This window comes from Xenorhabdus sp. Sc-CR9, assembly GCF_963897815.1.
GTDB lineage: Bacteria > Pseudomonadota > Gammaproteobacteria > Enterobacterales > Enterobacteriaceae > Xenorhabdus.
In genome coordinates, this window is sequence record NZ_CAWQTY010000188.1 from 1 (window position 1) to 15,561 (window position 15,561).

Genomic DNA, 15,561 nt, shown 5'->3' on the forward strand with positions numbered 1-15,561 from the left:
AAAAAGAATATTGATTTAATCAAAGTAATTTACGGTTAAATATATTAATGTGAATTTCTTCTATTAAATAAATAGGATTTCATAATAGTCATTACACTAAAATTATAAGCATCCCTTACTCCTCGTACCATGAGGAGTAAGGAAGTGATCTACAATTCTGGTATATTATTGATAGGAAAGGAGAGGCATTTAGCCCCTCCTGTCGTTTCTTATACTTAGCTTATGGCAAATCTGGAATTAGGTAACAAAAGCGGCTGTTCAACCTTGACAGGTTGAAGACTTTGCAGTGGATTCCCCTGAACACTACCAGAATCAGGAAATGAAGCCATTGCTCCAATCAGATTTGCCGGGTTCAGACCTTCCGTCTCTGAAACAGTAGTGCCTGCATGAGGCTCAATGGTTGGTTGCCTACTGGCCCAGGGTAAATCCATCAGTACGCTATTAGTGTTCCCCTGTTTGCTAATGCTCTCGACTAGGCGTTCCACGTTGATCACCGGAGAACCCTCCTCCAGATTGATATACAGATGCTGATGGGCCTTGTCCTGACTACCAAATACACCAAATACCTGACGCACTACCAATGCCGTTCCGTTGCCAGAGTCGGTCAACATCAGATCATCGTCGTGCCGGCTCACCAGAATGCTCTCCGGATTAGTTATCGGTAAAATCAGACGATCCAAAGCCCGATTCTGATCGTTATTATCGATAATCACCGTACGATAGTGACCCCACATCTCTTTACTGAGTTGATAAGTGTCGTGATTGGCCCCACCATACAGTACCAGACTATCAACACCGTCAATGATCGGTAGCGTCAGATTGTCATTGCCCCCCCCTCCTTGAAGCAACAACGACGAACCAATTCTCTTCGCTCCTTTGAGTTTATTGAGTATTTGGAACTTGCCGCCATTGAGACTGTACAGCGTTTGAGTCGTCTGGTTATGCACATACGCCGTCTTACTTTTTGCATTGACGCCTAAAAAACTAAGATGATCCGAGACCGGAATATCATTGCCTGAAAATATCTGACCGCTACCAACATCAAACCAGCTTTGCATACTGCTACTCTGCAAGATCAATACCCCTTTGGCATCCCATTGCTTGGCAAGTTTAGTGAGCGTCTGTGACCGTTCGGTCACATTTTTCTGCAACCATTCTTTACTAACACCAACTAACTGCGGCCTGCCATTATTAGGTTGCAACAAGATCTCACCCTTGACTGTGATCAGGCGCATACCGATATCAACCTGCTTTACCTCCTTGAAAGACAACTCAGGCATTAACTCACTGGCAACAGGAAGTTGTACTGACGCGTCAAGCACATGATCAGAGCCAAAGGCAGCAGCCAACGCATCTGCGGTCATAGCTGGTTGATAATATAACTTACCACTTTCAGGCTCGAAAAGCCGCGCGGAGGTGCCACCCGCTTCGAACCCCAGAAACTGTAGCGATTTACCCTGCAATGCCGTTGAAGCCACTACCACCTGTCCGTTGTGGTACCACACTGACAGTAGGCTCTTGCCGTCGGTGCCCTTGACCCCGAACACCGCCAAGGTGGTTCTGTTGTCAGTGACGCTGGCCAGATCCTGCCACCAGTGAGTACGTCCCTTGAGCCAATGTTCGTTGACCGCTTCGTAGCTAAGTTGCCCCAGCGCATCGAGCCGGGCCACACGCCCATCCTCGGTAACAGCCAGCAGATTGTCGTTCAGGTTGACCACGTTAGCCAACACTGGAGTATTGATACGCAATGCTATGGAATGGTTGGCGTCAAGAACAGCATGTCCTGAACCTTCCTGACGGAACAGAGCCTTCTGCTTCTTACTGTAGAAGAAGAACACTTCCGCGCCAGCAGAGCGGGGAATACTGCCCACCAATACGAGGTCGACCGGGATGTGTTTCTGTTCGGACGCTTCAACATGCAAGATCTTATTCTCCGGTGGAGCCAAATTCGGCTTGATCAGCGTGTCATCACTGGTACGTATCCAGTAGCGGTGCACCACGCCAGCCGCATCCATACCGAACACCGTGACCAGATCCGCAATGGTCGGCTGGATCAGCCGGGCGCCCAATATATATCTCGAAGTCTCACGTCGGGTACTATTGCTCTTGTAGTTTTGAAGTCTGGTCTTGAACTCACCACGATGCGGATCGGTGTTTGCCAGAAACTGGAGAAGCGTATCATCACCCACCGAACTGACCAACTCCATTCGGTCACCGAGGATCCGATATTCCAGTTTAGCTTCCCCCGCCTTCATCTGATAATGGTGCGTCAGGTAGATAGCATTCCCCTCTTGCCACAGCCGACTGATTTTACCCACACTATGATTGAACCATGGCATAAACTGCGCATCGACCTGTCCGGTGGCGATGTCTACCCGCCACGCCGCCGCATTATCGGTGTCGTAGAAATAGGCATGATCGTCCATCACCGCACCCAGTTGAGCGTGTTTGGCCTGTTCCTGGGTAGTGTCGGTGAATATCATCCGCTCTTTAGCCACATCGTAGAACGCCCGACCAACATCACGCCCATTATGGCTGTAGTTCTCCACTACCACATACTGTCCGTGCAACTGATGTGCCTTGGCCAGATCTTTCAGGTGCTGCTCGATTTGCTGGCCGGACACTTGCCACTTGCTCGAATCTACGCTAACCACCTGAGTTGTCAGGCCAGAGAAGTCGACCTCGCTCACTTCACCATGGTGGTTGACCACCAGCACCTGCTTGTTCTGGGCGGGATCCAGTTCAACCACCACACCACCGACAACCAGTCGGTTCTTTAAGACGCGGATGGTATCGCTGGTGAGCAAACTGCTATCAATGATCCAGCGCGACAGTGCCTTGCCGACCGGATTGTGGAGGATGTTGCTCGTGAGCTTCACGCTGGTGCCTTCGTTCAGCCCGATCAGGTACTCACCACCAGCACCTTTGATCTCGTAATGCAGGTAGCCATACAGTTCCTTGGGCAGATCAGGCACTATCAGTTTCCTGCTTCTCTGGTCGAGTATCACTTCAATCGGTGTTGCAACATACTCCTGATGAATTCTACGGATCGTAACCTCGCCCGGAAAAATGTAAAAATCATAGTCGAAGCGCTTATCCTTTTCGAGCTTGCGAATCACATCGAAACCGGCATCATGGCGTGTCGCTGCGCTCGGTAACTGCATATATTCATAGTTAATGAAAGACTTGGGTGTACCCGGCAAGATCAGCACATTGCTGTCACTGTGCTCGAGATCACGGAAAGCCTTCTTATGTCCGATCCCGCTGCGTACCTCGATTGCTTGACTGCGATCGTGCACCATCCTTGGGAAATCGCCGACCCAGAAGAAATAATTGATTTCCCCTGAGCCTGTAGAACCAGAATGGGTACGATAGATGTACTGACTGTCGAAACCCACCTGTTTATTACGCAGATCCAAAGTCTTGATCACAGCTCCGGCGAGGGGCACCAACACGTCTTGCTTGCTATCATACCGATAACCATCACCCTCGTAGGCCTTATCGAGCATATCGAAATAATGCCCCACTGCCTTGGCATCCTCGGCGACCGCACCAAAAGCTTGAGCCAGTGCTGTGAAGCCCACTGCCAGTCCGCCGAAGAGTACCCCAGCACCACCGAGGACTGCCGCAGTTGTCGAAGCACCGACCATTCCGGCACCTGCCCCGGCAGCATCGGTAACAAAGCTGGCCGAATCAAACGCCAGTTGAGTCCCGAATACCGCTTTCTGTGTGTCAGTTTCTGCATGGGCGAGTTCATAGGCGTCTAACCCAATAGAGGTTACACCAAAAAGCAAGCCTATACCTTCGTTGGTGGTATGGGCCAGCGCTGAAGAAAACTCTTTGAGTGAAGTTTCGGCACCCACTATTTCGCCGCGCAATGCTGTACGCACCAGCCTGGTAACATTGACTGCGTCGTTCACGCCACCGCGCATCATCTGAGCGTAGTTAAGGTAACTGTGGATCTTGAGTGCGGCGCTCAAATCTGGCGAAGAGATCCCATGTGCCGCATCGTTGCGGTTCTTGTCGGCAAACCATTGGATCAACGCCTGTAGAGCAAATCCAGCGTTCAGCCCATCAATCGGAGCTACCTCACTAATACCACTATTTCGCTGTATCTGACCGCGTTTGAGGGTGAAATGCTGGCCCAGGGTGTGTATATGTTTATCAATGAAGCGGCGGAATTTGACAAAGGTAACATCGTTGCTGCTCACCCAGCGAGTCTCATCAAGGTTATCACGATTGATGAATTGGATGCGATAACGATCTTTACCCTGATCCTCGATGTTACCAATCACCGGCATCCAGCACGAGTCAAGCTTATTTTCCTGAGCAAGCCTTATAATTGCTCCGTCAAATTTTGCTCCCCACTGCTCAGCCTCAAGGGTAACCAATGTGGTGCGTAACTGAGTATCCTCGGCAACCCTTTCTTGGGCGTTGATCATTTGCTTGACCTTCCGCCGTTGCTCTATAACAGTGGACAGTTCTACGGGGAGGGTCAAGTCAGCGACGTCCAAGCCATTACCCACTGGTACTTTTGCCATCTTGACGGGATCGATCTGCACTAAGTTGAAGACAGGAACCGATTTGCTGCCAAATGAACCGTAATGAATGGCCAAATTGCGCTTCACCAGATGTTGATTCATACCACGGGAGAAGTTGGCCGCATCGTCGAATGCAAAAATCCCGACATTCGGATCATAGAAATAGTAACGACGCCCTTCAGCTCCGGCAGTAGATCCCACCATCATCGCATGATTCCGGGTATTGAGAGAGAACGTCGAGGTTCCAGTCGCGCCCTCCAGCAGGGAAACGACTTCGGACAAGGTAACTTGCCCTTTCACCGTTGACGCCTGTACGGCCTCAACATTGGAGTGCAGTGTTACCAGACTGTTTTTTAGCAGTGTGGAACTACCTGCCTGAGGGGAGGCTGCGGCAAGAAAGAGTTTTTCCACCAGGCTGTTGATACCCGCCTTGCCATTGCTGGCCAGCGCGACCGCCATGGCTCTGACCAAGGGATAGCAACGCCCGCCAGATACGTCTCCGACCAATGACAGATAAAAATCTTGTGGCACCAAGAGATTGAAGCGGCTACCGGCACGCTGAAAATCCTCGCTGAATACCGCTGTCTGTTTCAGTACCTTGTCAATGTACTCGGACCGGCTAGCGTCAGTGATATGGCCGCTCAAGGCACCTCGCTGCCTGAGAGTAAGCTTGTTGTCAAAAAACAGGCTTTTCATTTCCAGAACTGACATTTTATCGTTAAAACCCGGGATGCTGATATCCTGAAAGTTGCGCAAGCCATCAACAAACTCGGTACTCGGTCCCCTTCGCTGGTAAGCTTCGGCAATAGCATAACGCTCACCCAGGCTACGGGCGTGTTTCTGACCGCCGCTCTGAATAGATATATCATTAATCTGCAATACGGCATCTATACCGCTCTTGGATTTGATTTGCTGCCATAACCAGCTTTGTTCGACGGAGGACATTTCACGCAAAACTGAATCGTATTGCTCCTTGTAGAACTCCAGCGTGATATTGAGCTGTTTTATCTGTTGATCAATCAGGGCAAGCTGAGAACTTTTTCTGGTGCTGTTTCGGATATTATACAGTTCGCTTCGTTTGTCCACCAATGGCTGAGTCTCTGCCATAATCTTGGCTTGAACCTTGTCACGCAACTCAATCCACGCTGCAATCGCTGGATGATGAGAAGAAAACTCTCCCCCTTCGTATACACCATCAGAGATCCCTTCAACTGAAACTCCGAACTGGGCAGCGACCTTTTTGAATTTTCGGTGAATCTGTTCACGGTAATCAGTAAATTGGGACTGACTATGCTCAGACACTTGGCTGTCAGCGATCTGAATTGATATTGGCTCCCCGCCGCTACGTAGCTTCGGCCAGAGCATATGACCGTCCTGCTGATACTCCTGACGCTGGAACACCAGTTTCCATTCATCATTGACGTATTGCATATAAGTCGCAGCAAGGCCTTCAGAGGTACCCACTACTTGGTAATCCTTGAAATCCACTGCCATGACAACGTTGTCATACAGCAACGAACTATTAACTCGACCATCGTGGTAGACCCGGTAAGTATTGTCATCAAGGTTGGTCACCACAATCGAACATCCCGACAATGACGCGGTGAACAGAAAACTCCCCGGAACCGCATGCTTAGGAATATCCACGTAAGCAGGCAACGCATTAGCCTGATTTTCACCGTTGTAACCGAGAAAATACGCTGGCACACTCTTCACGTCACTCTCAGAGAGATCACTCGTGCTTAGATCAGTGTATTCGACTTCGTATAAACCTGCCTTAATCTTCACCAATTGAGCACGCCCCTCTGCCGGAAGTCGCCCCACCCTGGTTAATGTTTCTGCACTGATGGTGTTGGATTTAGCAAACGAAATTGGTTCGATGGCAAACTGCTGGATATCGGCACTGCCCTGACGGGGTTCAGTTACACTCCCCATAGGCAAGAGTCCCTCCTTAAGCTCACGATCCCGTGCCGCTTGTGCCAGCAATGCTGGGTTAGATATGTCGTATCCTCGCTTCTGCAAGATTCCCGTCAGGGTATTTTCAAGTGGAGTATATTTGGTAAAGGCTGTCGCAGGAAGTAACTCAGATTGGTGGTTATTATTGGTACTAGGCATGATCATCCTCCTTAAAAGATCCTATTATACAATCAATAAATTATAGTATTTACAATATGTTAAATAGGATCATGACAAGTTCCGCGGCCCGTCTGGGCGAGAACTCAATCCTTCATCTGCAAAGTTCATAGCTGGGCTGCAAATCCACCCACAATAACTGACTATCCGCAACCAGTGGCTTAATTGTTCCCTCCCTAATCTCCGGCAACCACCATGCACCTTGACCAAAAGCAAGCTGAAAACTATTCGAACCCGTCATTTCCCAGCGACCTTTCAATACATAAAGTACGCCACTGTGGGCCGTCGGTAGTAAACGTTCATCAGAAACCACAGATATCTCAGAAACCCAACACGAACGACGAGTCATAATACTGAAACACTGAACAGAGCCATCCAGCAGTTCTGCATGGCCTTGGATATCACCTGAAAAATGGAATGGGATCATTTTCTTCGCCAGTTCATGTTCCAGAAACCCTGGACTGGTCAAACGCATTCCTTTTCCTTTCAATAATACGATAGAACGTTCAATATCAGAATATTGCGCCAATACCCCACTTTGATGAATCGTTGTAAAGCAAGCCCGCCAGGCAAAATCATCAGCAACCGGCCAACACACAATATCCCTTGTTTCACCTCTCCCTTCAGACCATTGCTCTTTTGGTAACGTTGCATAATCAAAACATTTCATTTTCATGCCACTCCTTCACCATTTTATATTCTGTTTACAACAACAAAAGATGACTATTATCTAATTGTTAACAGAAACATTCGCAAATAATTCTTTCTGCGACAATATCGAGATAGTTGAAATGTGATTGATTACCCGCATTCCCTTAAAATCATGTGGCATAAATTACCCAAATCTTTCATTGCCAAAGCCTGCTCTTCATTCCATGCAAACGAGGTATTCAAGCGGAAAGCGTGATCAAATTGAGAACTGGTAGAAAACATGCTGCCCGGCGCAATGCTAATATTTTTCGCCAACGCCAGCTGATATAACCGATTAGCATTGAAAGGCGGCTCAAATTCCAGCCAAAGGAAATAGCCTCCACGGGCACTGTTCACTTTCACAGATTGAGGGAAATACTCACGGATTGCGCGTAGCATCTGACTTTGTCGCTGCTCCAATTGGCGTCGCAAGCGCCGCAGGTGATTGTCATACCCCCCCTGAGCCAGATAATCCGCAATTGCCAACTGTGTTGGCGTACTGGCAGACACCGTACTCATCATCTGTAATTGCTGAATTTTCTGCGCATGTTTTCCCGCTGCTACCCAACCGACCCGATACCCCGGCGCAAGGCATTTTGAAAATGATGAGCAATGCATGAAATTATTTGCTGTATCCCATGATTTTATCGGCGCAGGAGGCTCTTGTTCGAAATACAATTCACCATATACATCATCCTCAATCAAAGCGATTTGGTTCTGATTCAGAATCTCCACCAGCCGTTGTTTATTTTCAGAAGACATTGTGCAGCACAGTGGATTTTGATAACGCGACATCAGCCAACACGCTTTGATCGGGTATTTTTGTACAATCTCTTCCAATGTATCCAAATCAATGCCTGTCTGCGGATCAGTCTTAATGGCGATCGTTTTCAAACGTAACCGTTCTATCGCCTGCAATGCACCATAAAAAGCCGGCGATTCAATCACCACCCAATCCCCCGGCGAAGTGACGGATTGCAGGCTGAAACTTAATGATTCCATAGCGCCCGCAGTAATGACGATTTCATCCGGCGAAATATGGATGCCGTGAGAAGCATAACGACGGGATATATTCCGCCGTAATTTTTCATTACCAGGCGGAAGATTTGCCAGCGAACTGTGTGGAACAAAACGACGGGCGACTGAAGCCAGTGTTTTTGACAATTTAGGGTCTAACAACAAAGAAGGATCGGGAAATGCCGAACCGAAAGGAATAATTTTCGGATCTTTACATGCCTGTAAAACATCAAAAATTGAAGCACTAATCTCTACACTCTCGCTTAAATTCAGTCCTTTTCCTCCTTTTGCCGCCGCAAAAGGTTTTAAGCGAGTGGCAACATAATACCCTGATTGAGGGCGTGCTACGATCCACCCCTGACTTTCCAGTAGTTGATAAGCTTGCAGCACCGTCATCAGACTCAAACCTGACGATTTAACCGACTCTCTCAATGATGGCAACCTGTCACCAACTTGCCATATATCGTCTTCTATCTGTTGGCGGATCACACCCGCTAATTGTTCATAACGCGTCATAAGCCCGGCCTTTGCTTAAATTGTTATAGTTATCTTTCAATTAAAACTAAACTATTATACCCTATCTTCTCAGAAACAAAAAACACTCTAAAATGACTCAACTCAAAAAACTTATTATTGTGTGTATTCTTTGGTTTTTATCCGTACCCCATGTTACAGCAAGTTGCAGCAATAAATATCTACCGGAATAGTATCTTACCGTTCATTAAGAAATTTTTTAATACGGTTAAGAATGCCTTTATCATTGGTATAAACTAATTCTATATGATGATTAGAATCCCTATTCATTAATTTTCTTGCATGCCTAAGCTCTGAATGAGCAATCGGAGATCTATAGTCAAGGGAAGCAATATCTTTATAATCACTGTCTTGCCAATTTTGATGAAACTTTCTTTCATCTATATTAGATTTTTCTTTATATTTCTTAAACCGATTATCATTTTCCACATAAAATACTAATCCTTTAATCGGTGAATTCGTATCACCAGCTTGTGCTTCAACCCAATCAATCGCCAGTTTTGATATTTTACGCCAATATGATTTTATAAAAGTTCTTGTAATTAATTCTCCATGATACTTCTTTTCATAACTTTCAAAGCAATCATAATCAGGCCCAAGGTGGCCAATCTCATGCCTGATATTTAAAAGATTTGAAATACCTTCCCCATCACTTTTTAGATAACTTGCAAAAGCATTATGAGTATAATCTTTATCTTTGATTGTATTAACTAAACTTGAGTGTGTTAGTGAAGAATCGCTATATAACTTCCCCGATTTTATCATTTCCTCTTCATTTAATTTTTTCTTTACATAATGAAAAGGAACATTTTTGGTCAAAAATCCGGCCTTATAATTACTATATGACTTTTTTTTTCCAAATTTATTTTTATTATCATTTCTTCTTGTAAAGGTATCATGAAGAGATATTTCACCTAACTTCCTATTTAAAAAATCACCCCAGCTATTCAGTAAGTAATGAACAGTATCTGGATCGATTAAATCCATAAGTATTTTTTCTTGTTCTGGTGTAATAGAATAACTATCTTTTCCTTTTTCATGATTAAAACACCACATTAAAGCATAGAAGTTTTTTTGAGATTTTAATCGATTAGAGGAATATAAATCATTAAGCGTTTTATTTTTGTTTTTTATAAAATGGCTTATGGCATTTAAAAAATCATCTGAAGACAATTCTAATCCTAATGAAGAACTCAGGATATCTATAGTTATATAGATATTACCATCTCTAAATTTTTTTTGATTATATAGTTTTTCTAAATAACATTCTCGAGGACTATCAAGTCCGAAAACCACCATAACGTTTTTATTCATGGTATTACCTCAAACTAAATTTGGTTTATTTAACAAATAATTAATCCATTCAATACATTAATATGAGGTTAAACTGTTATATATGATAAATTAAAAATTGTAACTATTATACCAACCTCTCTTATGTTTTACTTGTCTGACCTTCTAACTTCGTTTACCCATATCTCCAATAGATTTCAATAAGAGGTCACTATGTTCGGGTTAAATGCCCTTGAACTCGCAAGGATACAATTTGCATTCACGGTTTCTTTTCATATTATCTTTCCTGCTATTACGATAGGTTTAGCCAGCTTTCTGGCAGTGTTAGAAGGTTTGTGGCTTAAAACACGTAATACCGATTACAAAATGTTATACCACTTCTGGTCAAAAATTTTCGCAGTTAATTTCGGTATGGGCGTTGTTTCTGGTTTAGTGATGGCCTATCAGTTCGGTACCAACTGGAGCTTCTTTTCTGATTTTGCTGGTTCTATCACAGGTCCCTTACTGGTTTATGAGGTGCTGACAGCCTTTTTCCTTGAAGCAGGATTTCTCGGTGTCATGCTGTTTGGCTGGCATCGGGTTGGAGAAAAACTACACTTTTTTGCTACCTGCATGGTGGCACTCGGGACTATTATCTCTACATTCTGGATATTGGCCTCCAATAGCTGGATGCAGACACCACAAGGTTATGAGATTGTCGGGAATCAAGTTGTCCCTGTTGATTGGCTGGCGGTCATTTTCAATCCTTCCTTTCCTTATCGTCTTTTGCATATGGGAACTGCTGCATTCCTTGCCTCAGCATTTTTTATCGCGGCTTCGGCAGCCTGGCACCTGCTGAAAGGTAATGATTCATCAGCCATGCGAAAAATGCTGTCAATGGCGATGTGGATGATCCTGATTATTGCTCCGTTACAAGCTCTGATTGGCGATATGCACGGGTTAAATACGTTGAAACATCAACCCGCTAAAGTTGCCGCAATGGAAGGACATTGGGAGAATCATCCCGGAGAACCCACTCCTTTAATTTTATTTGGTATGCCTAATCAAGAGACCGAAGAAACACGTTATGCCGTTAAAATCCCCTATCTTGCCAGCCTGATTCTGACGCACAGCCTGGATAAGCAAATTCCGGCACTAAAAGAGTTTGCAGTGGAAGATCGTCCAAATGTCTTTATGGTGTTCTGGTCATTTCGTGTCATGGTCGGATTGGGGATTTTGATGATTGTAGCCGGTATTTGGGGGCTGTGGCTGCGCCATAAAAAACGCCTTTATGAGAACCGACTTTTTCTGCGCTTTATACTCCTGATGGCACCTTCCGGCCTTATCGCTATTCTGGCCGGATGGTTTACAACGGAAATCGGCCGCCAGCCATGGGTCGTTTATGGCCTTATGCGTACCAAAGAGGCGGTTTCAGCACATGGAGAGATCCACATGAGCATCAGCCTGCTTATTTTCTTCATCGTTTATGGTGCCGTTTTCGGTGTCGGTTACGCCTATATGATGAAACTTATCCGCAAAGGTCTCTCTCAATCCCCTGATAAGGAGTCAGTAAATGGGTATTGATCTTCCTCTTATTTGGTTCCTGATCATCATATTCAGTACCATGATGTATATCGTAATGGATGGTTTTGATCTTGGGATTGGTATTTTGTATCCGGCGATTAAAGGGCAATCTGATCGTGATTTGATGATGAATTCTGTGGCTCCCGTCTGGGATGGAAATGAAACCTGGTTAGTGTTGGGAGGCGCCGGATTATTTGGCGCATTTCCTCTGGCTTATGCCATCATTTTGGATGCACTGACAATTCCACTCACCATTATGCTTCTGGGGCTGATATTCCGTGGTGTCGCTTTTGAGTTTCGCTTCAAGTCATCGCCAAAACACCAACATTTTTGGGATAAAGCTTTCATTGGTGGATCAATCCTTGCCACATTTATGCAGGGTGTTGTTGTTGGCGCTGTTATTGAAGGGTTTCCAGTTGAAAATCGTGTTTATATTGGTAGCTATTTTGATTGGTTGGCGCCTTTCCCTCTATTTTGTGGATTAGGTCTTATCATTGCTTATGCTTTATTAGGTTGCGGCTGGCTGGTGATGAAAACCGAAGGTCATCTGCAACAACAGATGTATCGTGTGCTGCGCCCACTGACGTTATTGATGCTTGCGATCATTGCCGTTATCAGCATTTGGACACCTTTCGCTAACTCAACAATCGCTGCACGTTGGTTCAGTCTGCCAAATCTGTTTTTCTTCATGCCTGTGCCATTATTGATATTGTGGTCAGGCTGGCAGCTATTAAAAGCTACCCGGCACTCAAGCCATTACCTCCCGTTTTTAACTGCACTATTACTGATTTTCATGGGTTTCAGTGGATTGGGTATCAGTATCTGGCCGAACATTATCCCTCCCTTCATTAGCTATGAAGAGGCTGCCTCTCCGCCTCAATCTCTCGGCTTTATGCTGGTTGGCGCTCTGTTCATCATCCCGATTATTCTGACTTATACCTTTTGGAGTTATTATGTCTTCCGAGGAAAAATCAACCATGAACAAGGTTACCACTGAAACAAACCCGCGACGCTCTACGCTATGGAAACGCTTGGGTTGGATGGTAATGATATGGTTTTGCAGTGTACTTGCATTATATGCTGTTTCCACGTTATTTCGTGTCTTAATGACAACGGCAGGAATGAAAATCAGATGAGAATTAACCTTTTTTAACTAATTGAGCTAAGGTTTTGATCAGGGCAACAAGAGGATCGTTTAACTGATGAAAACCTTTTTTAGCAATCCAGTAGCAGCAATAGGTTTATTGTGTGGTACGGCGATCGCTATCAGTTTGTTTGTGCTCCTTTTTCTGGGATTCAACACCCCACTCACATTGATTGAAAAACTGTGGGCGATATTTAACGTCTTGAGTATTATCTATTTATTTGTCTTACTCCATAAGTCAAACTTTATTTCGTTTCGCATCACACTATTTTCCACCAAAGAACAGAAAAAAATAATAATCTTAAAACAGGAAAAGCAGTATTTACGTTTTCTCATATCTGTTCATACCCAACTTAGCCTTAACACTTCATTATCTGAGAATTTTTACACGGTATTTTATGCACTCAATCAACTAGTTGCTTTTAATGAAGTCAGAATCCTACTTTATCACCCACAAAGGAAATACCATTTTGAATATCCGGATAATACTTTAGATACTTATCTTCCACGGCTGCTGAAATGGGATTTATATGATAAACAAACTTTCCACGGAATGATTCAAATTATCATCCATCAGGATCAAGTTCTGTCTGTTTATGAACGGAATCTGATCCAGTCTGTTGTTAGCGCACTTGCAAAACATTTATCACTCAAAAATACAGTACGTCAGCAGATTCAGCAACGCATCAGTGATGATAGAAAATCCATTTCCAGAGATCTGCATGATACCGTTGCACAATCATTCCTTTTTCTGAAGATTCAGATCAATAGCCTGCATTTCCGCACCGATAAATTCTCACGGCAGGGATTAATCTCCTTAAAAATGATTAAGGAAGAATTGGATATTGCGGGTCAGCAATTCAGAGAGATGCTGTCTTCACTGCGAACAGAAAAAAACCATCAGGATTTGCATGAATCATTGAAGGCTTTGATCAGAGAATTTAATCATCGGTTAGGATTCAATATTGAATTTCATTATCGGATAACCCATCAAATTATCCCCACTGGTCATGCACGACATCTGGTACAGATTATTCGGGAAGCCTTGAATAACTGTTATAAACATGCCTCCGCAAGCTGGATCAGTATTCGTATTTATCCTGTCGGGAAAAAGATTATCACCGTGATTAGCGATAATGGCTGTGGTATGCCTCAAGCATTAACAGAACAAGAGCAATTTGGGCTGGCAATTATGCGGGAACGAGTATTTCTGATATCGGGACAAATTAAGATTAAAAAACATAAAAAAAGCGGAACCGAAATTGAGATTCAGTTCCCACTTTAATTAATAGTGTTAATTTTTACTAAAACATTCTTTAACTTTTCATTGATAATATATTGAATAATAATCACAAAAAGCCAAACATTCTCCCTTCTCAGTACTTCTTGCAATTACCTGCCAAATGATACCCTGCTTTTCTGGCTTCGGCTTCAGTGCGAAAATAAATAGCATTCTTATCTGCCACTTTTTTATAACCAGAGCAGTATTCAAAATGATAAATCTGGCTATTTTTATTTCCTTTTATGGTTTCACCGTGCACCGTCTTTGATGCAATTTTTTTACTTGGTGCCGAATTGTTCTCAGCATGCAGATTATTCAGCTTTGACGTACTATTTTGAGCCACCAAACCCTGACCTGAATTTTTGTGTCCCAATTCCCATTTCTTACTACCAGTCACAAATGGGTTATGGTGCCCCATAAACCGGGCAATTCGGTTATCCCTCTTACGCTCCCAGGCATCCACAGGATACTGACGATCCCATGCCATCATCAATTGTTGCTGCTGACGTGACATCGTAAGGTTATAACGATCATGCATATAAAAGTTGACTCTGGCTACCATACCTTTCACTCTGTCGCGTGGCTCAAACAAGCGTGATTTAAAATCCACCTTACTGCTACATGCCCCATACATATTAGGCGTGTTTCTGGCAACCATTCCATAACTGAAATTACTGCGATCACCATTAACTTCACCAATGGATGGCGCTAAATTATGCATATCCGATTCGATCACGCGGAACCCCGGATCTGTATCAACACAGTTTTTCCGTCCGCCGTTTTGCCAACATTGGCGTTGATGACCGAATACCCATGCCGGAACTATATGTTCCCATTCAATGCGCTCTGCTCTTGTTTGCTGTGACCTTACATGGTAGCCACAAGAAGCCAGATCAACACGCCCGCCGCTTTTACCAACCCATTGCCAATCACAACCACAATACAATGTACCTGAACCTGATTTCGTTTGATCACCATAGACATTCTTTCTTGATTCAACTTTGGCTTGTTCGAAGTTGGCTGGAGCACTCCATGCATTGAAAGATACGGCTAATCCGAAAACCAAAAGATAACGTGCCCAAAGGCTAATTTTACTATTCAAAATAATACCTATTTACTTATTGTACATAACATCCGTCTATTATCCTGCCTGACAATACCCTGCAATGACAAATATTATTCTTCATTTTTTCTCAATAATGATGATGAAACCCATTTATTATTTGAATTAATTAATATTAATATGGATTAACGCACAAAATAGTTGCTTTTATTGGTTTGTTAAGCAACAAAATATCATGTTTATTAAACTATTGAACTATGTTTATTTGGGTAACATTAAATTGGTTTTTTAATATTCATTT

At 44.0% G+C, this 15,561-nt stretch carries 9 protein-coding genes; 4 read left to right on the forward strand and 5 right to left on the reverse strand.

The window, feature by feature from the left end; all coding sequences use genetic code 11:
* Positions 1–215 precede the first annotated feature (215 nt).
* The 4 genes from AACQ81_RS13015 to AACQ81_RS13030 form a co-directional block, all read right to left on the reverse strand.
* Positions 216–6,656: a TcdA/TcdB pore-forming domain-containing protein gene (locus tag AACQ81_RS13015; RefSeq protein WP_237387597.1), complete on the reverse strand. Its 6,441-nt coding sequence runs from the start codon at positions 6,654–6,656 to the stop codon at positions 216–218.
* Positions 6,657–6,768: 112 nt separating this feature from the next.
* Entirely contained in the window at positions 6,769–7,350 is a 582-nt protein-coding gene (locus AACQ81_RS13020; RefSeq protein WP_237387598.1) for a HutD/Ves family protein, read from the reverse strand.
* 125 nt (positions 7,351–7,475) lie between these two features.
* Complete coding sequence (locus tag AACQ81_RS13025; RefSeq protein ID WP_237387599.1) at positions 7,476–8,897, reverse strand: aminotransferase-like domain-containing protein; 1,422 nt, start codon at positions 8,895–8,897, stop codon at positions 7,476–7,478.
* A gap of 195 nt (positions 8,898–9,092) precedes the next feature.
* Complete coding sequence (locus AACQ81_RS13030; protein WP_237387600.1) at positions 9,093–10,229, reverse strand: hypothetical protein; 1,137 nt, start codon at positions 10,227–10,229, stop codon at positions 9,093–9,095.
* A 192-nt stretch (positions 10,230–10,421) separates the two neighbouring features.
* On the opposite strand from AACQ81_RS13030, the gene AACQ81_RS13035 reads away from it, so the two are divergent.
* The 4 genes from AACQ81_RS13035 to AACQ81_RS13050 all read left to right on the forward strand — a co-directional run bounded on the left by AACQ81_RS13035 (position 10,422) and on the right by AACQ81_RS13050 (position 14,200).
* Positions 10,422–11,771 carry a cytochrome ubiquinol oxidase subunit I gene (locus AACQ81_RS13035; protein WP_237387601.1) on the forward strand — a complete coding sequence of 450 codons (1,350 nt, stop codon included), beginning with the start codon at positions 10,422–10,424 and terminating at the stop codon, positions 11,769–11,771.
* Positions 11,761–12,768, forward strand: a complete 1,008-nt coding sequence (gene cydB / locus AACQ81_RS13040) for a cytochrome d ubiquinol oxidase subunit II (protein ID WP_237387602.1) — start codon at positions 11,761–11,763, stop codon at positions 12,766–12,768. Before AACQ81_RS13035 ends, cydB begins: the two co-directional genes overlap by 11 nt.
* Positions 12,749–12,907 (forward strand): DUF2474 domain-containing protein, encoded by a 159-nt coding sequence (locus AACQ81_RS13045; RefSeq protein WP_237387603.1) that lies wholly within the window; start codon positions 12,749–12,751, stop codon positions 12,905–12,907. The genes cydB and AACQ81_RS13045 overlap by 20 nt, the downstream gene beginning before the upstream one ends.
* A 66-nt stretch (positions 12,908–12,973) precedes the next feature.
* On the forward strand, positions 12,974–14,200 hold the full coding sequence (locus AACQ81_RS13050) for an ATP-binding protein (RefSeq protein ID WP_237387604.1): 1,227 nt from the start codon (positions 12,974–12,976) through the stop codon (positions 14,198–14,200).
* A gap of 91 nt (positions 14,201–14,291) precedes the next feature.
* Here AACQ81_RS13050 and AACQ81_RS13055 read toward each other — a convergent pair whose 3' ends face one another.
* Positions 14,292–15,263 (reverse strand): endonuclease, encoded by a 972-nt coding sequence (locus AACQ81_RS13055; RefSeq protein WP_443089561.1) that lies wholly within the window; start codon positions 15,261–15,263, stop codon positions 14,292–14,294.
* Between the last annotated feature and the right edge of the window lie 298 nt (positions 15,264–15,561).

Coding starts and splice junctions, on each gene's coding strand:
- AACQ81_RS13015 (WP_237387597.1), bottom strand. CDS start 6,656: ATGCCTAGTACCAATAATAACCACCAATCTGAGTTACTTCCTGCGACA.
- AACQ81_RS13020 (WP_237387598.1), bottom strand. CDS start 7,350: ATGAAAATGAAATGTTTTGATTATGCAACGTTACCAAAAGAGCAATGG.
- AACQ81_RS13025 (WP_237387599.1), bottom strand. CDS start 8,897: ATGACGCGTTATGAACAATTAGCGGGTGTGATCCGCCAACAGATAGAA.
- AACQ81_RS13030 (WP_237387600.1), bottom strand. CDS start 10,229: ATGAATAAAAACGTTATGGTGGTTTTCGGACTTGATAGTCCTCGAGAA.
- AACQ81_RS13035 (WP_237387601.1), top strand. CDS start 10,422: ATGTTCGGGTTAAATGCCCTTGAACTCGCAAGGATACAATTTGCATTC.
- cydB (WP_237387602.1), top strand. CDS start 11,761: ATGGGTATTGATCTTCCTCTTATTTGGTTCCTGATCATCATATTCAGT.
- AACQ81_RS13045 (WP_237387603.1), top strand. CDS start 12,749: ATGAACAAGGTTACCACTGAAACAAACCCGCGACGCTCTACGCTATGG.
- AACQ81_RS13050 (WP_237387604.1), top strand. CDS start 12,974: ATGAAAACCTTTTTTAGCAATCCAGTAGCAGCAATAGGTTTATTGTGT.